15 protein-coding genes and 2 pseudogenes are annotated in these 21,948 nt (G+C 68.9%); 6 read left to right on the top strand and 11 right to left on the bottom strand.

The features are described from left to right. Positions 1-84 precede the first annotated feature (84 nt). The gene (locus AB0436_RS12510; protein ID WP_366467772.1) at positions 85-1,167 is read right to left on the bottom strand and encodes an NAD(P)-binding domain-containing protein; all 1,083 of its coding nucleotides are present in this window, start codon (positions 1,165-1,167) and stop codon (positions 85-87) included. Positions 1,168-1,272: 105 nt separating this feature from the next. Between AB0436_RS12510 and AB0436_RS12505 the strand changes: the two genes are divergently transcribed. Continuing rightward, positions 1,273-1,698, top strand: a complete 426-nt coding sequence (locus AB0436_RS12505) for a YjbQ family protein (protein ID WP_366467771.1) — start codon at positions 1,273-1,275, stop codon at positions 1,696-1,698. Between the two features lie 359 nt (positions 1,699-2,057). Here AB0436_RS12505 and AB0436_RS12500 read toward each other — a convergent pair whose 3' ends face one another. The 3 genes from AB0436_RS12500 to AB0436_RS12490 form a co-directional block, all read right to left on the bottom strand. Further along, on the bottom strand, positions 2,058-2,561 hold the full coding sequence (locus tag AB0436_RS12500; protein ID WP_366467770.1) for a lamin tail domain-containing protein: 504 nt from the start codon (positions 2,559-2,561) through the stop codon (positions 2,058-2,060). A gap of 582 nt (positions 2,562-3,143) precedes the next feature. After that, positions 3,144-4,823, bottom strand: a complete 1,680-nt coding sequence (locus AB0436_RS12495) for a beta-1,3-glucanase family protein (protein ID WP_366467769.1) — start codon at positions 4,821-4,823, stop codon at positions 3,144-3,146. 184 nt (positions 4,824-5,007) lie between these two features. After that, entirely contained in the window at positions 5,008-6,171 is a 1,164-nt protein-coding gene (locus tag AB0436_RS12490; RefSeq protein WP_366467767.1) for a S1 family peptidase, read from the bottom strand. Positions 6,172-6,850: 679 nt separating this feature from the next. On the opposite strand from AB0436_RS12490, the pseudogene AB0436_RS12485 reads away from it, so the two are divergent. After that, positions 6,851-7,015: pseudogene (locus AB0436_RS12485) on the top strand (glucose-6-phosphate dehydrogenase); the annotation flags it as partial. 150 nt (positions 7,016-7,165) lie between these two features. On the opposite strand, the pseudogene AB0436_RS12480 reads toward AB0436_RS12485, so the two are convergent. Together AB0436_RS12480 and AB0436_RS12475 are read right to left on the bottom strand one after the other, a co-directional pair. Further along, positions 7,166-8,266: pseudogene (locus tag AB0436_RS12480) on the bottom strand (pectate lyase); the annotation flags it as partial. A 90-nt stretch (positions 8,267-8,356) separates the two neighbouring features. Beyond that, a complete protein-coding gene (locus AB0436_RS12475) occupies positions 8,357-9,586 on the bottom strand; it encodes a right-handed parallel beta-helix repeat-containing protein (RefSeq protein ID WP_366467766.1) in 1,230 nt (409 codons plus the stop codon). 455 nt (positions 9,587-10,041) lie between these two features. Here AB0436_RS12475 and AB0436_RS12470 point away from each other — a divergent pair, with 455 nt between their 5' ends. Then, positions 10,042-12,258: a serine/threonine-protein kinase gene (locus AB0436_RS12470; RefSeq protein WP_366467765.1), complete on the top strand. Its 2,217-nt coding sequence runs from the start codon at positions 10,042-10,044 to the stop codon at positions 12,256-12,258. Positions 12,259-12,325: 67 nt separating this feature from the next. Here AB0436_RS12470 and AB0436_RS12465 read toward each other — a convergent pair whose 3' ends face one another. The 3 genes from AB0436_RS12465 to AB0436_RS12455 form a co-directional block, all read right to left on the bottom strand. After that, entirely contained in the window at positions 12,326-13,207 is an 882-nt protein-coding gene (locus AB0436_RS12465) for a geranyl diphosphate 2-C-methyltransferase (RefSeq protein ID WP_366467960.1), read from the bottom strand. A gap of 16 nt (positions 13,208-13,223) precedes the next feature. Further along, positions 13,224-14,534, bottom strand: coding sequence for a family 2 encapsulin nanocompartment cargo protein terpene cyclase (locus tag AB0436_RS12460; RefSeq protein WP_366467764.1), 1,311 nt, complete (start codon positions 14,532-14,534; stop codon positions 13,224-13,226). 108 nt (positions 14,535-14,642) lie between these two features. After that, positions 14,643-16,055: a family 2B encapsulin nanocompartment shell protein gene (locus AB0436_RS12455; protein WP_366467763.1), complete on the bottom strand. Its 1,413-nt coding sequence runs from the start codon at positions 16,053-16,055 to the stop codon at positions 14,643-14,645. 874 nt (positions 16,056-16,929) lie between these two features. On the opposite strand from AB0436_RS12455, the gene AB0436_RS12450 reads away from it, so the two are divergent. Further along, positions 16,930-18,219: an amidohydrolase family protein gene (locus AB0436_RS12450; protein WP_366467959.1), complete on the top strand. Its 1,290-nt coding sequence runs from the start codon at positions 16,930-16,932 to the stop codon at positions 18,217-18,219. 105 nt (positions 18,220-18,324) lie between these two features. Here AB0436_RS12450 and AB0436_RS12445 read toward each other — a convergent pair whose 3' ends face one another. Continuing rightward, entirely contained in the window at positions 18,325-19,542 is a 1,218-nt protein-coding gene (locus tag AB0436_RS12445) for an acyl-CoA dehydrogenase family protein (RefSeq protein WP_366467762.1), read from the bottom strand. A 5-nt stretch (positions 19,543-19,547) separates the two neighbouring features. Then, a complete protein-coding gene (locus AB0436_RS12440; protein ID WP_366467761.1) occupies positions 19,548-20,582 on the bottom strand; it encodes a phosphotransferase family protein in 1,035 nt (344 codons plus the stop codon). On the opposite strand from AB0436_RS12440, the gene AB0436_RS12435 reads away from it, so the two are divergent. Together AB0436_RS12435 and AB0436_RS12430 are read left to right on the top strand one after the other, a co-directional pair. Continuing rightward, the gene (locus AB0436_RS12435; protein ID WP_366467760.1) at positions 20,479-21,159 is read left to right on the top strand and encodes a DUF6153 family protein; all 681 of its coding nucleotides are present in this window, start codon (positions 20,479-20,481) and stop codon (positions 21,157-21,159) included. The genes AB0436_RS12440 and AB0436_RS12435 overlap by 104 nt on opposite strands. A 134-nt stretch (positions 21,160-21,293) precedes the next feature. Next, positions 21,294-21,944: a DUF305 domain-containing protein gene (locus tag AB0436_RS12430; protein ID WP_366467758.1), complete on the top strand. Its 651-nt coding sequence runs from the start codon at positions 21,294-21,296 to the stop codon at positions 21,942-21,944. The last annotated feature ends 4 nt before the right edge of the window (positions 21,945-21,948 follow it).

Below are 21,948 nucleotides of genomic sequence, written 5' to 3'. Positions count from 1 at the left end.
CAGCTCCGGATGGTGAGAAAGCAACGGAACCTCGTACGCTCACGCGTTCGGGGGAACAGGCGATCCCCTGTTCGTCTGTCCGGTTCAGGCGGGCGCCGGAGCCCGGTCCAGCAGACGCTTGATGTCGCGAACAGCGGCCCGTCCCGCCCGGTTGGCGCCGATTGTGGACGCGGAAGGCCCGTAACCGACCAGGTGGATCCGCTCGTCCCGTGCGGCGCTGGTCCCCTCCATCCGGATGCCGCCGCCGGGCTCCCGGAGCTTCAGCGGGGACAGATGGTCGATGGCCGCACGGAAACCGGTGGCCCACAGGATGACGTCGGCCGCCACGCTGCGTCCGTCGGCCCAGGCCACTCCCTCGGGGGTGATCCGGTCGAACATCGGCAGCCGGTCGAGTGTGCCGTTGGCGAGGGCGGCGCGGACGGCGTCGTTCACCGGCAACCCGGTCACCGAAACCACGCTCTGCGGCGGCAGGCCCCGGTGCACCCGTTCCTCGACCAGAGCGACTGCGGACCGCCCCCACTCCTCGTTGAACGGACCCTCCCGGAACACCGGAGGCCTGCGCGTCACCCAGGTGGTGTCCGCGGCGACCTCGGCGATCTCCATCAGATGCTGCGTGCCCGATGCCCCGCCGCCCACCACGACCACCCGCTGTCCGGTGAATTCCTGCGGACCGGGATAGTCCGCGGTGTGCAACTGGCGCCCGGCGAACGTCTCCTGGCCGGGATAACGAGGCCAGAACGGCCGGTCCCAGGTCCCCGTCGCATTGATGACCGCGCGGGTCGGCCATACGCCCCGTGACGTCTCGACCAGCAGCAGACCGCCGTCCCCCTCCCGCACCGCCGACACCTCGACCGGCCGGTGCACGCGAAGGTCGAAGGTGTCCTCGTACGCAGTGAAGTACGCCGCGATGACCTCGGATGCCGGGCGGCTGCCGTCGGCGTCGGTGAGCTCCATGCCCGGCAGGGCGTGCATGCCGTGGACCTTGGCGTACGTCAGCGACGGCCAGCGGAACTGCCAGGCGCCGCCCGGTCGCGGTGCATGGTCGAGCACCACGAAATCGCGGTCCGGGACCATCCCGGCACGTCGCAAATGGTGCGCGGCCGACAGTCCTGCCTGCCCGGCGCCTATGACCACCACGTCCACCGGATGTGCCGCAAACTCGTTCACACGTCACCCAACGGGCCGGGAGGGTGAGATCTTCCCGCCGGAGATCTCCGGCCCAATGGGACAACAGACGCGCGCTTCCGCCGCTCGGGAGTGAAAATGGTGCGCATGCCGGACGACAGCTTCACCACACGCATTCTGCACATCGACACGGGAGCGGCCGAGCGGGTCGCCGATCTGACCGGGGACTGCGAGCAGTTTCTGCGGGAGGCGGCGGCGGGCCGCGACGGCCTGCTCAATGTCTTCGTCCCGCACGCCACGGCCGGTATCGCCCTCATCGAGACCGGGGCGGGCAGTGATGACGATCTCCTCAGCGCGCTGCACGGACTACTGCCCGCCGACGACCGCTGGCAGCACCGCCACGGCAGCCCCGGACACGGCAGGGACCACGTTCTGCCCGCCTTCGTGGCCCCGCATGCGACGCTTCCGGTGATCGGCGGCCGCCTGGAACTGGGCACCTGGCAGTCGGTGTGTCTGGTGGACACGAACGTCGACAATGCCAACCGTCAGGTGCGGCTGAGCTTCCTCGCCTGACCCGAACTCTTCCTGGATAGCCGGGATGACCCACTACTGAGCCGTTTCGTCGTCGAGCTGTTCGGGGCGTGGTGATCACCGGGATGTTGCTCGTGGGCCCCTACATCCGACGGACGCAGTTCTGCCCATCGGCTGGGCTGCCGGCTGCCTCGCGGGGCTTCCGCACCATCCGCTCCGCGGAGCTGCTGAGGGCCGCGATGCGACGGTTCCGGCAGTCAGATGTAACTGCAGGTCGAGCAGGTATCGGGGTGTCAGGTGGGTCTCGGCGCGGTGATCGGCCCGCTCCGCTCCTGCAGTCGTGGAGTTTGGGCAGGAAGATGGACAGGTGCCCAACCTCCACGACGCTAGGTACCGGTTGCTCAGCCGTGGTAGGTGATGTAGCCGTTGCCGTCGCGGTCGTTGGACTTCTTGGTGTAGGAGTGGACGTCGGCGCGGGCGCCGGTGGGCTTGTACAGGTAGATGGTGTCCTTGTCGTTGTTCCAGATGAAGTTGCAGTTCTGGCGGTAGACGACGTTCTTGGCGTCGGAATCGGTGCCGTGTGCACCGCGCAGGCTGACGTAGTCGCCGGGCTGCAGGTAGTGGGACGCCTTGAAGGTGAACTTGTTGCCGACGGCGTCCTTGACGACGTAACCCTTCAGGTTGACGGTCGACGTGCGCGAGTAGTTCTTGATCGTCAGGTACTCGTTCTTGGTGTTGCCACCCGAGCACTTGTTGGAGTCCTTGCCCGGGGCGTCGTACTGCACGCCCTTTATCTTCAGGGCGGAGGAGTACTCGGCAGCCTGCGCAGGAGCGGCGGCCACAAGGCTGAGCGCGATGACTGAAGCGGCAGCCGCGGCGGTGGCAAGGGCGTGGCGGGCGTTCATGAGGATTCCCCCCTCAATGGTGCGGATAGAGGTGCTGGAGCATACCGAAACTTGTGACCATTGCGTGAAGGAAGTCTGATGAAAGTGCGTGCATGGGGCTGGCGGCGCCCCTGGCGCAACCAGTCGCGGATGCGTGCCGGGTAGGGCTGAAGCAATGGCCCCTGCCGCGATTGCCTGCGGCGGCGAGGGGCCCGGCACGCCATACCGGAGAAGGCAGACAGTCGGGCCGCTCGCCTGCGCAAAGGATCAGGAGGTGGACATAGTCGACGAGAAGCGGTGTGCCGCGGAGTGGTTTCCCAAGCCGGTGCGGAACTGCTGGTCGGGACGGTCTGCAGGTTAGGTACGACGTCTCGACCGCAGGAGTGATTTCCGGCCGTACCAAGTGAGGGGTCTCGTCAAGAGAGATTCGCCGTGTGCCTGGCCCGCTCCGTAGGCCCGGACGCTTCGCAGGTCGTCCCGCACGCTGAGCGGCTGGTGCCGGAGGACCGCTTGCGCGACGAGCCGGACCGGCAGATTCGACCCCGCCGACACAGCTCGAAATCGCGGTCCTCCCGCCCTTCCATGGCGGGGCTGAGGTGACGGTCAGCGGGTGAAGGTGAACCAGTTGACGTTGACGAAATCCGCGGTGCTCTCCGCGAACGTGAGGTACACGTCGTGCACGCCGGTCACCGCCCGCGTGATGTTGGCCGGCACCGTGTGCCAGGTCTGCCAGCCGCCGGTGGAGCCGAGGTCGATCTCGGCGATCTGCGGCCCGGTGGGGCTGTCTACGCGAACCCGGATCGCGCCGCTGACGCCGGCGGCCGCACCCGAGGCGACCCGGCCCAAGAATTGGGCGGGGGAGGAGGGGCCGAAGTCCATCGAGGCGTACTTCAGCCAGTCCCCGGCAGCGAGGTACCCCACGTCGCGGCCGCCTCCGGTGTCGGTGCAGGTCTCGGTCTGGGTGCCGTTCTGGGCGGCGTAGTCCTCCGCCTGGATGGTGGAGTACGCACTTGTTCCGCCGCCGCCCGGTGGGTTCGTCGATGCGCTGCCCGGGCCGAGGGTGACGGACCAGGACGTGGGGGCCGGGTCCTGGAGGTGACCGTCCACCGGGGCCGCGCCGGTGGGGCCGACGTCGTCGTACGGGAAGGCGTAGCCGATGCTCGCGTACTGGTGCACCAGGCGGGCGTAGTGGTTGGTGGTCGACTCCGTGTAGTACTGGGCGGGTGTGACACCGTTCGGCTGGGAATCGCCGCCGGAGACCAGGAGGTCGGAGCGGTTGAGGGCAGCGGCGAGGCGGGCTGCGACGGCGGAGCGGGCGTCGGCGCCGGAGTTGTACAGGGGGCCGCTCGCGCAGCCGAAGATGTCGGCCGCGGAAGGTCTGGTGAACAGCACGCCGTTGGTGTTGAGTCCGGAGAAGGTGAGCACGTCGCCGGTGACGGTCCCCGAGTAGGCGCCGATCGATCCCTGCCCGTCCACGGTGAGGGTGTGGGTGCGGTAGTAGTCCCACACCCGGTCCAGGTACGGGTTCCAGTACGAGCCGAAGTCCACCGGCGCGTGCGAGGGCGCCAGCACGCGCAGGACGGTGCCCGAGGAGTCGGTCGCCACCAGTTGGTCCCAGGGCGCCCCGTCCGCCGCGTGCTGGGCTCGCAGCCCGGAGGCGATGATAGCCAGGGCCCCCGAGGGCAGCGCAGGCACCGACTGGTTCCCGGCGGCGCCGGTGGTGGCCATGGAGACCGGCATGGCGACCATATCGACGTAGCTGATGTTCGCGTACAGGTTCGCCGCGTTGTAGGTGAACTCGCAGAAGGTCCAGCCGGTGGTCCAGTTGGGGTCGGAGCTGGTGAAGCCGGGCTGCACCAGACCGGGGACGCCACCGTTGCCGCCCGGCGGGTTGACGAAGAACTGGATCTTGCGCCCGGTCGAGAACCAGACGCGGCCGCCGATCACGTAGTCGCCGAGGGTCAGACGGGTGGGCGCGGAACCCGATGCGCCGAGCGGGATGGCGTAGTCCGGCGCCGGGGTCAGGACCGAGGACGGGCTCGGCAGCCGGTGGAAGCCCCCGTCCGCGGTGACGAAGCCGGGCCAGCCGGAGGTGTCGGCGCCGGAAATGTAGGCGTAGACCGGTGCGGAGCTGCCCGAGTTGTTCGCGAGCACGATCGGGAGAGACGCGGCGAGGACACTCGGCCCCGAGCGGGCGGCGGCGGTGGCGGTGCCGGCAGTGGCCAGGGGAAGAGCGGCCGCGGTGGCCACCGCGGCGGTGAGAAGGGCACGGCGGGAAAGCACAACGGACTCCTGGGGGTATGGGTTTGTTGCCGCAAGGAGTTGGGGGAACTTTGACGCCCGCCAGGCGACCGGGCGCAACCGGATGGCAGGCACGGGCCGAGGCGGACCTCAGGGGTCCGTGCGAGCCGCGCCGGCCACCGTTCGGGGGCGGAGGGCGGCGCGGCCTGGAGCGCGTGCGGTCACCTCACGCGGTGGTGAGTGTGAGGTGGTAACGGTTCAGGATCTCGTTGACCGGCTGGTACCAGGTCTCGCCTCCGCTGCTGCAGTTGCCCCAGCCGCCGGAGGTGACGCCCTGCGCTTGGTCGCCGCTGATGAACGAGCCACCGGAGTCGCCCGGCTCGGCGCAGACGTTCGTCTTGGTCATCTCGTGTACCGCTCCCTCGCTGTAGTTGACGGTTTCGTTCTTGGCCAGCACGGTGCCGCAGTGCCAGTGCGAGGTCGATCCGGAGCGGCAGATGGATCCGCCGATGGGTGCCTCGGCCGAGCCGCGCACGAGCTGGTCGGGGACGGTTCCCCAGCCGAGTACGACTGGCACGGTCCACCAGCCGCTGCCGACGTTGACCCAGGAGTAGTCGTTGTCCGGGAAGGAGGAGCCTTGGAAGTTGCCGATGTAGGTGTGGTCCCAGCCGTAGACGGCGGCGCCGGGCTGGGCGCAGTGCCCGGCGCTGATGAAACCGCCGGACACGGAGAAGCCTATGGAGCAGCGCACGTTGCCCGTGTAATAGGGATCGCCTCCCACGGTGCCGGCCGCGAGGGTGCGAGGAGTGTGGTCGGTCTGGCTCACGGTGACTGGGCCAGCCTTGCGGGCTCGGGCCACAAAGCTGCGGACATCGTTGTCCTGATTGTGGGCGGCGACGACGTCGAGGGTGACGGAGTTGTTCCGAGGGTCGACGTGCCAGCCGGCCACCCCGACGGGCGCATGAAGGGCGTTGACGCGCTTCATCGTCGAGTTCAGTTGCCGTTCGCTGTGCTGGACGAGCGTCACCCGGGCGCCGGTCGCCTCGACGGCCTTCCGGGGGCCGGTCCGGGTGAGGGCCACGACGAGCTTTCCGCTCGTCGCGTCGAACCATGACCCCCCGTACGAGTGGCCCGCCGCACGTTTGGCGCTGCGTTCGACCTGGCGTGCCGCCGTCTCGGCGGCGAGCCGGCCGACCGCCTCGGTTCGAGTGAGCCCGAGGTCGCGCTGCATGGCACTCAGCAGATCGTCCGAGGCAGGGGCCTGGCGGGCGGCGCTGACAGGGGAAGGCGTGGACGTGCCGTCAGCCACCGCTTCGGTGAGCCCGACGGTCGTGGCGGTCAGGAGAAGGCCTGCCGAAAGCACTGCGCGAAGAACTGTTGCTTTTCTCAAGGTAGTTGCCTTTCGTCGAGCCGAAGTTCGGTGGGGGTGCGAAGGGCAGAGACTGAGAGCGCTCTCACGGTATGGCGGGTTCACAGTAGCGCCGTTGATTTGGCAGGTCCATACCATGTTCGTGGTCACGCCCAGGAGAACTCCTGGCTTGTCGGCGACGGCGCGAACGATCCGAACGTCGCGGGGGCTTGCGCGGCTCTGTGCGTCCGGGCCGCTGAGCGAGATGCGCCGGGTGCTCCCTGGCGCGGGGTCCCTCCCAGCTCCTGGACGACCTGCTTTCCATTGAAGTGCGTCTACACGGCGATCATGCCGCTCGCCGCCACAGCCAAGGGCGAGGGCCGCCGGACCATGCGCGGGAAGACCGCCGTTCAACGCCCTCGACGGCAGGCTCTCAGCGGACCCCCAGTAACCGTCAACGCCCCAGTCGCACCGCTGGATTGACAGACTCGAGCAGTACCGCGCCCAGCGGCGCGTAGCCGAGTCTGACCGGCCACAGGAGGGCGTGCGCCATACGCAGGTCTGCACGAGCGGCAGGACTCGACGACGAGCCGTCAGCTTCCGCAACCACCGGATTGCCCATTACTTCTCCACGTGCGGTCGGGAGTGGGCCGAGAGCTCGTTGACAGGGCATCGCGCCGGCCGGCGGAGTCAATCTCGAACGGGCGAAGGGCGCTTCCCGATGACCATCCGACGACTCGTCGTCTTCGGTGGGACGGGTGACCTCACGGGCCGCTACCTCCTGCCCGCGCTGGCCGCCCTGCACGCGGCGGGACACATCGACGACCGGTTCGGCTTGACGGCCGCCAGCCGGGAGGACTGGGACCGCGAGCGGTACCGGGAGTGGGCCGGCGCCCAGCGCGACCAGCACGGCACCGACCTCCCGGCCAGGAGCCGCCGCTCACCCTCGGCGAGCGGCGGCTCCTGGCCGCAAGGTGGACGTGCTGCGATCGGTGCGGCCGCTTACCGACTACGACGTCCGCGGGCCCTACGGCTGGCAGCTGCCGTCCGAGACCCGCAGACCCTTGTCGGCGCCTGCCGTCCGGCTCACGATGCCGGGCACGCAACTGGCCTTGTCGAGGCTGTAGGAGTACGGAATGCTGACCGTGGTGTTGGACTGGGGGTTGGGGCCGGCGGGGTAGTTCTCGCTGCCGGGGCTGGACCAGGTCACGTTGTCGAAGACGTTGCCGCTGACCTGCCAGTAACCGGTCTTGTCGGTGTAGAAGGTGCCCAGGACGTCCTTGGAGTCCTTGAAGTAGTTGTTGTCCACCTTGGCGTGGGCTCCGACCCGGGAGTTGATACCGGACTTGTTGAGGTCCACGTAATAGTTGTTGTAGATGTGGGCTGTGCCGCCGCGTAGCAGGGGTGCGCGGGAGTCGAGGTTGTCGTACAGGTTGTGGTGGTACGTGATGAAGCTGCTGGACAGGTCGCTGTCGCTGTGGCCGACGAGGCCGCCGCGGCCGGAGTTGCGCAGGATGCTGTAGGACAGGGTCACGTACTGGGTGTTGTCCTTCAGGTCGAAGAGGCTGTCGTACCCCTCGTCCTCCCCGCCCGATGCCTCGAGGGTGGCGTGGTCGACCCAGACGTTGTGGACGTTTCTCTCCATGCCGATGGCGTCTCCGCCGTTGGAGGTGGGGGAGCCGGACTTCTTGACGTTCCGGACGGTGACGTTCTGGACGATGATGTTGCTGGCCTCGCGGATGTGGATGCCCAGCTGGTCGAAGACGGCGCCGTCGCCGACCCCGGTGATCGTGACGTTGCTGATCTGCTTGAGCTCGATCACGTCGTCGGCGGTGCTGCAGCTTTTGCCCGACACCTTGCTGGTGTTGCCGTGGTTGATGGTTCCCTCGACCTGGATGGTGATCGGTGTGCTGCTACTGGCCCGGCTGCACAGAGCCGCATTGATCGCGGTTCCCGTGGTGGCCCGTACTGTCTGCCCACCCGAACCGCCGGTGGTGCCGCCGTTCTGGGCCGCGTAGCCGGTGGCGCCACTGGTCGCCGCCGATGCCTCGGGCATCGACAGAACCGCACCGGTCGCGGCCGCCAGGGCCATCGTGGCCAGCGCCGCATGGAGTCGCAGTGCGACTTTTCTTTGCATTCTTGGCTCCTCGTTCGGCTTCGATGCTCGGCGTTTGCTTCTGCTGACGTGCTCTCTTCGAGGATGTTGCGCTTCGGGCGACCGGTTCGCTTACGGCGTCACCACTTGGCCTCCGAAGGTCACGGCGAGGTGGCCGTCGGAGGCGAAGGACCAGCCCAGAGCGCCGGTGTAGGAGGAGCAGCGGGACCCGTTGGTGCCGGTCCAGAACTGGTTGGAGCTGTCGGCGTTGCCGACGACCTTGTCGTTGGAGCCGCTGCCGCTGCGGCACGAGGTGTTGTTGCGGAACACTGAACTGCCCTCGTCGAACGAGAAGTTGCGCTCACCATTGCTGATACTGGCGTTGTTCGAGATGGACATCGCGCCGGGGTTGCTGTTGTAGGTGAATCCGTGGTGACCGTTCATGTAGGCGATGCTGTGCTGGACGATGTGGTTGACCTTGATGTCGTCGCCGCCGAGCTTGTAGCCGTTGCGGTCACCGTTCTTGTTCTGGGTGCCGTTGCTGAGGGTGCCGTTGCCGTAGGAGAGGGAGTACTCGATGGTCACCGGACCGATGGGGCCGGTGTCGGTCTTGGTGAAGAGGTCCCAGCCGTCGTCGATGTTGTTGTGGGACACGTCGTAGCGGAAGACGTTCCCGGTCCCCGTGGTGAGCTTCGAGGCGAAACCGTCCGCATCCTCGCCGTCGGAGTCGGAGTTGTCATGCGATTCGGAGCTGATGATGAGGTTGTTGGAAGGCCAGTCGGCCTTGGGGGTGCTGGAGGCCATCCGGCCCAGTTGCAGGCCGGTGTCGCGGTTGTAGGCGGTCACCGTGCGCTCGATGACGTTGTTGCTGCCGGCAACGGCGATGCCGTTGTCGCCGGCGTGCTGGACGGTGAAGCCGTACAGGTGCCAGTAGTTGGCGTTGAGCTGAATGCCCCGGTTGGACGAGCTCTCACTCTGCGCCGAGAAGTTCAGCACCGGCTTTTCGCCCAGGTAGGCGGACAGGGTGGTGCGGGCGCTGAAGGTGCCGTTTTTGCCGGCCGGGATGATGACCGTGGAGGAGTAGTTGTACGTCCCGCCGCGCAGGTAGATCGTGCCGCCGGGGGTGATACGGCTGATCGCTGAGGTGAGCGTGGTCGGGGCCGACTGTGTTCCGGCCGCGCTGTCCTTGCCGTTCGGCGCGACGTAGAGGACGGTGCCCGCCGCCTTCACCGCGCCGACGGCCGCGGGCAGGGCGTCGCTGTGGTCGCCGTGAACCGACACGGCCCGCGCCGTGTTGCCGGACAGCGTGAGGAGGGCGCCGGCCAGCAGGCTGACGGATGCTACTGCGGCTCTCGATTGCATCGCTTGTCTCCGGATTCGTTGTGGGGGGTGTGCGGTGTCCGTGGTCCGTGCCGTCGGAGGGTGTGACTTGGGTCCGGCGACGGAAGAGCCGGCACACGAACTGGTCCCTGTCTGCGGCAGCTCCTCCGCTGCGGAGGAGCTATTCGACAGCTTGAACGGGGCGGGCCGTCACAGACGGGGGAAAGCGCTTTCTCAGACGGTAAGGACTTGCCGTGACCGCGTCAATAGAGCGGTCTCTTGAATTCTGTCCATATAGATGAATGCGCACAACTGCGGGGTCGCCACAGGTTCTGTGCCCTTGGCGGGGCTTCGTCGGTGCGGCGCAGGAGCAACCCTGGGCGCCCTGTTCGTCACCCGCTTTGCTCTGCCGTACTGCCCTGCGGCTAGTTTGTGTGCAGGACAGGTACGCAGGGCCGTGGTGGCAGAGGTGCACGGGGAACGGGAGGGCGGGAAGAGTGTCGCTGCGCGGAGGTGATCCAGCCGAGATCGGCGGCTATCCGCTTGAGGCGCGGCTCGGCTCGGGTGGCATGGGCACGGTCTTTCTGGCCCGTACGAGCTCGGGGCGACCTGTCGCGATCAAACTGATTCACCAGCAGTACGCGGGGGACGACGAGTTCCGTATCCGTTTCCGGCAGGAGGTGGCGGCGGCGAGGCGGGTGAGCGGCGCGTTCACCGCCGCCGTGGTCGACGCTGCCCCTGAGGCCGAGCAGCCGTGGATGGCGACGACCTATATCGAGGGGCACACGCTCGCCGAGCGCATCGCCACGAAGGGCCCGCTGAACGGAGCGGAGCTGCGGAGGCTCGCCATCGGGCTGGCTGAGGCGCTGCGCGACATCCACCGGGTAGGGGTCGTCCACCGTGACCTGAAGCCTTCGAACGTCGTGCTCTCGGCCGAGGGCCCGCGCGTCATCGACTTCGGCATTTCGCGCGCCGCGGACCAGCAGACGCTGACGATGACAGGGCGGGTCATCGGTACGCCGCCCTTCATGTCGCCGGAGCAGTTGCAGGCTCCGCGCGGTGTGGGGCCGCCGTCCGATGTCTTCTCGCTGGGGACGCTGCTGGTGTACTCGGCGACGGGCCGCGGGCCCTTCGACGCGGACAGCCCCTACATGACGGCGTATCAGGTGGTGCACGAGGAGCCGTCGCTGGGTGCCGTGCCGGTGGCTTTGCGTGCGGTCGTCGAGTCGTGCCTGGTCAAGGAGCCCGAGGAGCGCCCCTCGGCGGACGAACTCCTCGTGCTGCTGCGGGACCTGCCGGCCGACCTCGGTGGGACCGACCCGAACGGGGTCGACCCGGGCCGCACCCGCGACGTGATCACCCAGCATCACTTCGTCACGCCTGCCGCCCCGGCCGGTCCCGACACCGGGAGCACGGGCACCTCCATCGGCCGCCGACTGCGTCGCCGATGGCGGCCTGTGCTCGCGGCCGCGGTGGCAGTGGCAGCGATCGGCGGGGGAGTCGGCGCGCTGAAGGCGGGCGGCTTCGGCGGGAACAGCGGTGGCGACAAGGGCAACAGCGTCGCGGCGCCGGGTGGCGCACTTCCGGACGGCTTCGCGCCGTGGCGCAAGACCGTGCAGGGTGGTCGCGCGGACATCCCCGACGAGCTGCGTTGCGTCGCGCACGGCGACGCGCTGTTCTGCGGGGGCGGCGGTGTTGTCGCGGCCCGTATCAGGGCCCGGGACGGCTCGCGGGTGTGGACGGCGAAGAGTCCGGGCGTCCCCGTCCAGGGAATGCACCTGGTGGGCGCCACCGACGACACGGTGCTCGGTTACCGCTTCGCCGCCGAGGGCTCCCCGCAGGATCCTCCCAGCGAGGTGGTGGCCATCGACGCGAACAACGGTCGGGAGCTGTGGTCCGTGCCGTCCGGCGCCCAGTCGACGGCCGTCACGGGTCGGACTCGGGACGCCGTGGTGATCGGCTCCGCCGTCGTGACGGTCGACGCTTCCAACTCCCGCTTCGATGCCCGGGACGCGCACAGCGGTGAGGTCACCTGGAGGACGTCGTTCCCCGCGGGTACGCAGTGTGCTCCCGTCTCGGCGGGCCCACGGCTCTTCGCGATGTGCGCGACGGATGCGGAGGTGGATGCCTCAGACGTGCGCCACCCCACCTTGTACACGGTCGACCGCGCCTCGGGGACACTGGGCGGGCCCCTCGCGGTCAACGGCCCCGCCGTGCCGATGGGCGTCGGCAACGGCAGGCTCGTACTGCTGCAGGAACACAGGGAGGGAACGGCGCTGGTCGGCTACGACGGGGTGGCGCGGGTCGATCCGGCGTCGCGGAAGGTCACGTACTCACGACTGGGCAAGACCTACGCGGGGACGCCCGGCATGGCGGACGGCACCGTCTACGTGAGCGGGCAGACCGGTCTCGTCACAGCGCTGGACCCCGCGACCGGCCGGAAGAAGTGGTCGCGGCAGACGGGCGTGGAGGGGGCGTCGGGTCCCGTTGCGGGAGCCGACGCGCTGTATTTCAGCTCGGCCACCGGCCGGGTGGTCGCGCTGTCGCCGCACGATGGCGCACCCCTGTGGACGACAGACCCGCAGGCCGATGGTTTGACGGGCGAGCAGGGCGCAAGCCCGCGCGTGACCCTCGCGGGGCGTGCGGTGATCGTGGCCGCGGCCAAGAACACGGTCTTCGCCTTCGACGCGCAGAAGCCGCCGAAGGCGGGCTGACCCCGGCGGCACCGTTACGCCGGGAGGGCACGTTCCGTCGGAGCGGGCCCTCCCGGCCGTCAAGACGTCAGACGCGGTCCGCCGCGATGAGGAGGTACTGGAAGGACCCGTCCTTGTAGGAGTTGATGAACGCCTCCTCGATTCCGGTGACCAGCGACGACGTGGCCCGCAGCTCCCAGTAGGGCAGAGTGTCGGGGGTGAGGTCGACGACGGCCTGTGGCACGAGGCGATTGTCGGCCATGGCGCGCAGGTACTCCCGGCGTGAGTGGATGTTGCACTCGAAGTGCGCGTTGATCTGCGAGACCCACTTCGAGGGCTGGCCGTACCGCGGGTTCCAGCAGCCGGTAATGGTCACGTAGCGACCGCCGACCGCGAGGATGCGGGAGTGTTCGGCGAAGAGGTCCTGCAGGTCGACGTACATGCTCGACTCGTTGTTCCACGAGGCCGCGGCCGACCCGGTCTCGAAGGGCGTGGCGAGCATGTTGCAGACGCGGGCGCGGACGTGGTCCTGGAGACGGAGTTCGCGGGCACGACCGTTGGCGAAGTCGGCCTGCTTGGCTGACAGCGTGACACCTTCGACCTTGCATCCGAAGCGCTGGTGCGCCATCACCATCGAGCCGCCGCGGCCACAGCCGGCGTCCACCAGCGTGTCGTCAGGCCCGACGTCGCCGAGGTGCCCCAGGAGGAACTCGGCCTGCGCCGACTCCAGTCGGTGGAGCTCGGCGATCAGCTTCTTCTCGCTTGCGCCGTCCTCGGCGTCGCCGAGTGCGGCGTGGTCCACTTCACCGATGCCGTAGTGGTGGTGGTAGAGGCCGTCGACATCGCCGAGACGCAGGTTCACGGGCCTGGCCTCCCCGTCCCAGTAGCGGGCGATGTCCCCCTGGTAGGGCGTCGCCGGGCGGGGGATGCGCAGGCGGGTGGAGGTGGAGGTGAGCTCGGTGTTGGTCACAGATGAGTCCATTCTCTTACCAGAAATCGGGCAGGCTGTAGCGGTAGGTGTTGGACCGGTGCCAGTAGTGGTTGCCGTCGACCCATGCGGCCACGCCCCGTAGGAAGCGCTGCACATGCGGGGCGGGGCAGGCGGCGGCCAGGGCCGAGGCTTCGGTCTCGAAGTCGTGCATGAGGTCGTTGTGGACCTCGACCGACTTCAGATAGGCGTCCCGGTCGGAGAGGCCCTCACGTTCGGCGATCACGACGGGAAGGTTCAGGTGCTGCCCTGGAGCGTCGAGTTCCTTGGTGTACGAGTACAGATCGTTCACGATGGTCGTCGCGTTCCCCGCGAGAGCGATGACCTTCTGCATGGCGGCCTGGGCGTGCAGGTCCGCCGGCAGTTCGTAGCCGCCGACGGTGTCGGTGATGGTCGGGCAGGGACGGAAGTTGTTGAACTGGCGCATCGCCAGGTACTCCCACACCTCCGGGATGTGATCCAGCTGAGCCCAGGCTGCTTCGGCGAGGTACCCCATGTGCAGCCGGGCCATGTCGTGCCGGAACCGGTCCGCCTGGGAAGGGCTGGCTGCCCGGACGAAGTACTCCATGGCAGAGCGGTAGGCGCGCCGAGGCGCGTCCTCATGGAGTGACTTCGCCCATTGCGGCTGGTACTCCTCCGTTGTGTGCAGGGGGTCGAGGGCGGTGTGCGCCAGCAGAAGACGTCCGCCGAGGCCGATGGGCGAGCCCCCATGGTCCTCGCAGTAGCAGTCGTCCACCGCGTTCTCGGCGACCATCAGGCGTGTGGCGAGCATCAGGTGGTCGACGGTGGGCGCGTCCGGATGGCAGCCGACCATGTAGCGGCCCACGGAGAAGCCGTCGAACTCCTCCTCCCAGTCCTCGGGATACAGGGTGACCTCATCCAATGCCCAGGACTTGATCCTTCGGCTGACCTCCTCGACCCGTACCGGGTCGGGCTCGGGCACCGGGTGGTAGTAAAGGCCCGGGACGGGCACGCCTTCGGCCGTATCTGCCGGCGGGTCGGAAGGCGTCGGCGGCTCTTCCCGCAGGCTCAGGCGCAGGCCCGCCGTGCCCAGGCCGCTGGGGCCGCGCAGGATCCGTTCCAGGTCGGCGCTCGGTGCCGGTACCTCGGTTACGGGGGTCTCGAGAGGAGGCGGGGCGGGCGCGGACACCGCAGGCGGGGCGGGCAGGGGAGGCGCGCCGGGTGGGCCGCCCGTGGCGGCCTTGATATCGCAGGCGCGGGCCGCGGCGGAAGCGAGTACGTGCGCCCCGAAGGGGGAAGCGGCCTCTGGCAGGCTCGACTCTGGCGGTGGCAGCTCAGGCGTGGGCATCCATGGCTCCTTGGTGGGGTGGGCGGCTGTCCCGAAGCCCTCCGGGGCATGCGTGACTTCCCCGGCGGCTCCGGGGGGGGCGCACCAAGCCCTGAGGGGCTGGGCCCGCTACTTGGGCCAGCGGGCGATCTGCACGTTTTCCAGCACGCCGACAGCGTCCGGCACGAGGATGGCGGCGGAGTAGTAGGTACTGACGAGGTAGGACGTGATGGCCTTCTCGTTGAGGCCCATGAAACGGACCGACAGGCCCGGTTCGTACTCGTCCGGCAGTCCGGTCTGGTGCAGACCGATGACGCCCTGGTTCTTCTCCCCGGTACGCATGACGAGGATCGAGCTGGTCTTTTCCCGGGTGACGGGGATCTTGTTGCAGGGGAGGATCGGGACGCCGCGCCAGGCCGGGACCTGCTGACCGCCGAGGTCGACGTGGTCCGGATAGAGCCCACGCGCGTTGAACTCACGTCCGATCGCCGCGATCGTCCTGGGGTGCGCGAGGAAGAACTTGGAGCCGCGGCGTCGACAGAGCAGTTCGTCCAAGTCGTCCGGTGTCGGCCGGCCGGAGTGCGTCTGGATGCGCTGCTTGAAGTCGGCGTTGTGGAGGAGGCCGAACTCCCGGTTGTTGATCAGCTCGTGCTCCTGGCGCTCGCGCAGCGCCTCGATGACAAGCCTGAGCTGCTCCTTGGTCTGGTCCATCGGCCCGTTGTAGAGATCGGCCACTCTCGTGTGCATCCGCAGGATCGTCTGGGCAACCGAAAGTTCGTACTCGCGCGGTTTCACTTCGTAGTCGACGAATGCGCCCGGCAACTCGTGTTCGCCGATGTGGCCGGCCGACATCGCGATCTCCGCTTCGCCGCGATGGTTCTGCCGCCGACGGGAACGCGATGAGAATTCTTCGACGTGGTCGCGGAGGCCCGGCGCTGCGGACAGCACGGACGCGAAGTCGGAGCGTGACAGGGTAAGCAGTGTGCCCGAGGTCTCGGCGGTGGCGGTGTGCTCCCACCGGGCGTCCTCGTCCAGCAGGGCGCTCTCTCCGAACCGGTCGCCATCGGCGAGGACGTCCAGAGCGACTTCGTCGCCGTAACTGCCGACGGAGCTCTGACGGATGCGGCCGTGGGCGATCAAGTGGAGCTCATCCGCGGGCGCCCCGCGCTCGACCAGTGTTTCGCCGATGCGGAATTCGCGCTGAACGCACCGGTCGGCGATGGCAGTCAGCACCTCCACGTCGTCGAAGCCGCGCAGCAGCGCCAGTTCACCGAGCTCACGGGGAATCACCCGGACATCGGCGCCGTTCTGGATGAACTCCACACTCCCGTCGCCGACGGTGTAGGTCAGGCGCCGGTTCACCCGGTAGGTCCCGCCGTGGGCCTCCACCCAGGGGAGCATGCGCAGCAGCCAGCGAGACGTGATCTCCTGCATCTGCGGGGCGGACTTGGTCGTGGTGGCAAGGTTGCGGGCAGCCGCCGTGCCCAGGCTGGATTGCGGGGGCAACTCCGGTCGTGCTTCCGGGCTCGAGTCAACAGTCATCGGGCGAACTCTCCTTGGTCAGGGCGGTGACGGCGCATATACGGGCGCCACCGGGCAACAGGAGGGAAAAGCGGTATATGAACGGGAATCCGTCCAGATCCAGAGGAACACTAATGGCCGCTTCGCCCCGTTGACCAAGGGAAGTCGCCGAAATTAGCTCGATACGTTGATCGCGTCCGCACGAGGTTTGTCCGGGTACCGACTTGATTCAGCCGCGGCCGGCGGCAACACGAACCCATGTTTCCGGGAGGTTACGCCACCCGCCTGCCCGCCCTCCGGCGCTCTGGCCAGGGGCGAGTGGAGCGGACGAGCCGTTCCGCCGCCCCAACCTCCGACCAGCAAAATCCCGTATGTCGGAAGACTTGTTCCGCTTCCTGGAGTGGTTCTAGGGTCGGTCCACCCGGTGCGGTCGACCTCGTACGCCGGTGATTTCCGGCTCCGTCACCTGTGCAGCACACCCGCTGCCCTACGTGGGCGGATGCCTCTGGACGCATGTCGGTTGGGAACGGACGGAAAGCAGGCGAGCGGGTTGGCGAACGACGGGCAGTGGCAGCGGGATCCCTCCAACAGGGACCGGCGAAGTCCGGAGCAGGGACCGTCCGGCAGGCAGCAGCAGGACCGAGGGTCTGCCACGGGATGGAGCGGGGGCCGGGGTGGTGTCGGACGGCGCGGGTTCCTCGCCGGGGTCGGACTGACCGGTGCGGGCGGGCTGCTCGATGCGTCGGTGGTCGCCGGTCCGAGCGCCGCCGCCGAACCTCCCCGGCACATCCCCGCTGAGGGCGCGGCCCACGCGGTTCCCGCGGCGGTGGCCGGCGCAGGTTCCGGGACGGGCGGTACGCGCCAGTTCCGGCCGGACCAGTTTTCGGGCAGGCGCGTGCTGCTCGTACCCGAATTGCTGCTCCTTGCGGACGGACCGGTGCGCGGGCAGGCTGTCCTCGTGGAATCCGGGAAATTCCGGGACGTAGGCCCGGCCCAGCGGCTTATTGCCGCCCACGGTGACCTGCACCCCGTCCGGCTGGACGGGCACTTGCTCATGCCGGGCTTCGTCGACGCCCACCACCATCTGACCCAGAGCTTCGGCAAGGCGAAGTCGTTCGGACAGCCTTCGGAGATCTTCAAGACGATCTGGGAACCGCTGGAGCACGCGCTCGACGAGGAGACCGCCTATCTCTCCGCGAAGCTGGCCGCGCTGGAAGCGCTGCGTGGCGGCTTCACGACCGTCGCCGACGCGGGGACCCGCGCCCCGGTCGACGTGGCGGCGCTGGCCAAGGGCACCGAGGAGGCCGGGATCCGCTGTGTGCTCTCCAAGATCGTCTCCGATGGGAAGGGCGGCCCCGCGCACCTCGGGCGGTGGGGCGGTCACCCGCTGGTCCATCCCTCCCTTGCCATCGCCGTCCCGGAGGACGCCACGGCCGCGGTCATCAAGAAAACCGCCGATATGTGCGCGGAAGCCGGCGCAGTCCTCCAGATCCATGTCAACGAACATCTGGCCTCGGTGGAACGCTCGTTGAAGAGCGTGGGCCGGCGCCCCGTCGACCATCTGCACCACATCGGCGCGCTCGGCCCGCACCTCCTGGGCGCGCACGCCACTCTGCTCACCCCCACCGAGATGCGTCAGCTCGCGGATTCCGGCTCGGCCATCAGCTACAACCCGGTGGCCAGCGCCTGGAAGGGCAACGCCGTCGCACAGGCCACCATGATGGCTGCGATGGGCGTGCGGTTCGGTACGGGTACCGACGGCACCCGTGGCGACGGGTTCCGGCTGGTCGACGCGGCGGAGTCCGCGCAGCGGCTGACGACCGGCCTGGCGACGGGCGATTCCTCGTGCGGCGCCGGACGGCTGTGGCTCGAACATGCCACCACGCTGAGCGCCGACGCCGTCGGGCTGGGCCGGGTGACCGGTGAGATCGCCGTCGGCAAGGCAGCCGACTTCCTCGTCGTGGACGTGCACGTCCCGGAGCTCACCCCGTCCTGGGATCTCCGCTGGGAGCTGGTCCGTCTCTCGAACCGTGACCAGATCAGCGCGGTCGTCGTGGACGGCCGGCTGCGGCTGTGGGACGGCTGGCCACCGGACTGGGACGGCCGCGCGCTGGTGGCCAGGGCCGCCGAGGTGGGACCCCGGGTGGTGCGCCGCGCCAAGCTGCAGCGCGTCGAACCCGCGTAGTGCCAAGCGGCGTTGCTTCGGGGCCGGGTGGTCGGCCGGGCCGCCCGCTGGACCCCCGCAGCGAGGGCTCCAGCCGGGCGGCCGTCCACGACACTTCGACCGGTGTCAGAGGTACTTCTTCAGCTCGCGCCGGGCCAGCGAGCGCTGGTGGACCTCGTCGGGACCGTCCGCAAGTCGCAGCGTGCGGGCCCCGGCCCACAGCTCTGCCAGCGGGAAGTCCTGGCTGACGCCGCCGGCTCCGTGCAGCTGGACGGCCCGGTCGATGATGTCGACGACCGTGCGCGGCGTCGCGATCTTGATGGCCTGGATCTCCGTGTGGGCGCCCTTGTTGCCGACGGTGTCCATCAGCCAGGCTGTCTTGAGGACGAGGAGGCGCAGTTGCTCCACCGCGACCCGCGCGTCCGCGATCCACTCCTGCACGACGCCCTGCTGCGCCAGTGGTTTGCCGAACGCCGTCCGGGCAACGGCCCGCTCGCACATCAGCTCGATGGCGCGTTCGGCCATGCCGATCAGCCGCATGCAGTGGTGGATACGGCCCGGGCCGAGCCGCGCCTGCGCGATGGCGAAGCCGCCGCCCTCCTCGCCGATCAGATGGCTCACCGGCACCCGGACGTGGTCGAACACGACCTCGGCATGGCCGCCGTGGGAGTGGTCCTCATACCCGTACACCTGCATGGCGCGCCGGACTTCGAGGCCGGGGGTGTCGCGAGGGACGAGCACCATGGACTGCTGCCGGCGGACGTCGGAACCCTCGGGGTCCGTCTTGCCCATCACGATGAAGATCTTGCAGTCCGGGTTCATGGCCCCGGAGATGTACCACTTGCGGCCGGTGATGACGTACTCTCCCGCACCGTCGCGTTCGATCAGGGTGGTGATGTTCCTGGCGTCGGAGGAAGCCACCTCCGGTTCGGTCATCGCGAACGCGGACCGGATCTCACCGGCGAGCAGCGGCTCCAGCCACTGCTTCCTCTGTTGCTCGTCGCCGAACTGGGAGAGCACCTCCATGTTGCCGGTGTCGGGGGCGGCGCAGTTGAGGGCCGTGGGCGCCAACTGCGGGCTGCGCCCGGTGATTTCGGCCAGCGGCGCGTACTGGAGATTGGTCAGCCCGGCGCCGTACTCCGCGTCGGGAAGGAAGAGGTTCCACAGGCCCTGCCGCCTGGCCTCGGCCTTCAGCTCCTCGACGACCGCCGGGGTGTCCCACGGCGACGAGAGCTGTGCGCGCTGCTCGTGCGCGACGGTCTCGGCCGGGTACACGTACTCGTCCATGAAGGCGAGGAGTTTCGCCCGCAGTTCCTCGGTGCGCGCGTCGAATGCGAAGTCCATAGCGGTCAGCCTTCCTTGAGGGTTGTCAGGCCGTGTTCGATGAAGACGGGCACGAGTTCGCCGATGCGGTCGAAGCCGTCGCCGACGGTCTGGCCGAGTGTGTAGCGGTAGTGAATGCCTTCGAGGATCACCGCGAGCTTGAACCATGCGAAGGCCGTGTACCAGGAGACGGCGGACACGTCGCGCCCCGAACCCGCGGCGTACCGCTCGACCAGCTCCGCGGCGTCGGGGTGCCCGGCGGCCGCGGCGGTCGTGGAGATGGGGGAGCCGGGCAGGTCCAGTCTCGCGCTGTACATCACCAGCAGGCCCAGGTCGGTGAGCGGGTCGCCGAGCGTGGACATCTCCCAGTCGAGGACGGCCCTGATCCGGTCGGCGCCGTCGTCGTCCCGGTCGATGAGGACGTTGTCGAGGCGGTAGTCGCCGTGCACGATCGTGCCGGTGGGCGAGGCGGGCAGCGAGCGGTCGAGTGCCGCGTGCAACTCGTCGACACCGGCGAGCTCGCGGTTCCTGGACGCGTCGAGCTGCTTGCCCCAGCGGCGCAGCTGCCGTTCCAGGAAGCCGGCGGGCCGCCCGAAGTCCGCGAGGCCGACCTCGCCGGGGTCCACGGCGTGCAGGTCGACGAGCGTGTCCACGAGCCCGAGCACGGCGGCGCGGGTGCGCTCCGGCCCGAGCTCTGCGAGCTGGTCGGCCGTGCGGTAGGGCGTGCCCGCCACGAATTCCATCACGTAGAACGGTGCGCCCAGCACGCTGTCGTCCTCGCACAACAGCAGCGCCTCGGGCACCGGCACGGGCGTCGGATGCAGCGCGTTGATCACCCGGTGCTCGCGCTTCATATCGTGCGCGGTGGCCAGCACATGGCCCAGCGGCGGGCGCCGGACCACCCAGGTCGACGAGCCGTCGCCGACGACGTACGTGAGGTTCGACCGGCCGCCCTCGATGATCCGTCCGGACAGCGGACCGGCCACGAGGCCCGGGCGTTCCCGGTCGAGGTGGCCGCGCAGCCGGTCGAGATCGAGACCTGGGGGGTGGCCGACACTCATCATCGCTCCTACGGACGTCTGCACTGGACAGACTCATCATCCTGACTGGTCGGTATGTCGTCCAGTGGGCGCCCCGAAAGTGATCGGAGTCTCAACCCGATGTCATGTCGTGCGGGTTCAGGACCGCCCGTACGATGGGCCCGTGAAGCGGAGCTGCTCGTCGACCGGCGTGCGCCCTGCCGGGCGCGCATGGGCCGTGCTGGTCCTTGCGGTGCTGGCAGGCTTGCTGGCCATGCATGCTCTGGCCCCGGGCGGAGCGACGCCCATGAACAGGCCCGCAGGCATGGCAGCCACCGTCGCCGGTGGTCCTGCGGTGCATGCCGCGCCGGCCATGCACCGCATCGGCCACCGCGGGCACGCCACGAGCACCGGGTCCGGCGGCGGGATGCGCATGCATCACGCCGACAGCACCTGCGCGGCCGGGGGCATCAGCACCGCCTACGCCCCTCCCGCGCTCGCTCCTGCCGTCAGCACTCCCGCCTCGGCCTCTGTGGTCTGGCCCGGTACCCCGGGGACCGAGGCCGTCGACGGGCGGGCCCCGCCCGACCTCGCGCAATTGCAGCTCCTGCAGATCTAGAGGCACCCGCACGGCACCCCCCGCCGGGGCCGCGCTCTGTGCGCACCGGCGGTGCCGTGCTTCCGCATGCCTTCGAAGATCCGCTTTTCCGCGCCCCTCCTGAGCAGGGGCGCCACCCAAGGAGTTGCCATCCCATGACCGCACACCGTTCCCTGGGCCGGACCGCCGGCGTCGTCGCCACTGCTGCCGCAGCGGTACTGCTGGCCGCCTGCGGAAGTGACGACGGTTCTTCCGGCCACCACGCGCCGGGCCACGACAAGAGCTCGACGAGCAGCACGCCGTCCGTATCGGCTTCCGACTCCCAGGGCGCTCACAACGCGCAGGACGTGGCGTTCGCCCAGGGCATGATCCCGCATCACCGGCAGGCCGTGGTCATGGCTGATCTCGCACCGTCACGGGCGAAGTCGCAGGCCGTCACGGACCTCGCCGCGACCATCAAGAAGGCACAGGACCCGGAGATCACCACGATGTCCGGGTGGCTGAAGACCTGGGGCCGGAACGTGCCGACGGGTGACATGCCCAGCATGAGCGGCATGGCTCACTCCGGCGGCGGTATGGACGGAATGATGCCGGAAGCGGACATGACCAAGCTGGAGAAGCTGTCCGGGCCGGCTTTCGACACCGCGTTCCTGCAGATGATGATCGGCCACCACCAGGGCGCCGTCGATATGGCCAAGACCGAGCAGTCCAAGGGCGCCTACGGCCCGGCCGAGACCCTGGCGAAGTCCATCATCATGTCGCAGTCCGCCGAAATCGCCCGGATGAACAAGATGCTCGGAAAGTAGGCGA

The organism is Streptomyces sp. NPDC051322 (genome assembly GCF_040689485.1).
In the GTDB taxonomy this organism is placed as follows: Bacteria; Actinomycetota; Actinomycetes; order Streptomycetales; family Streptomycetaceae; genus Streptomyces.
This window is presented reverse-complemented; position numbering and strand designations above follow the sequence as displayed.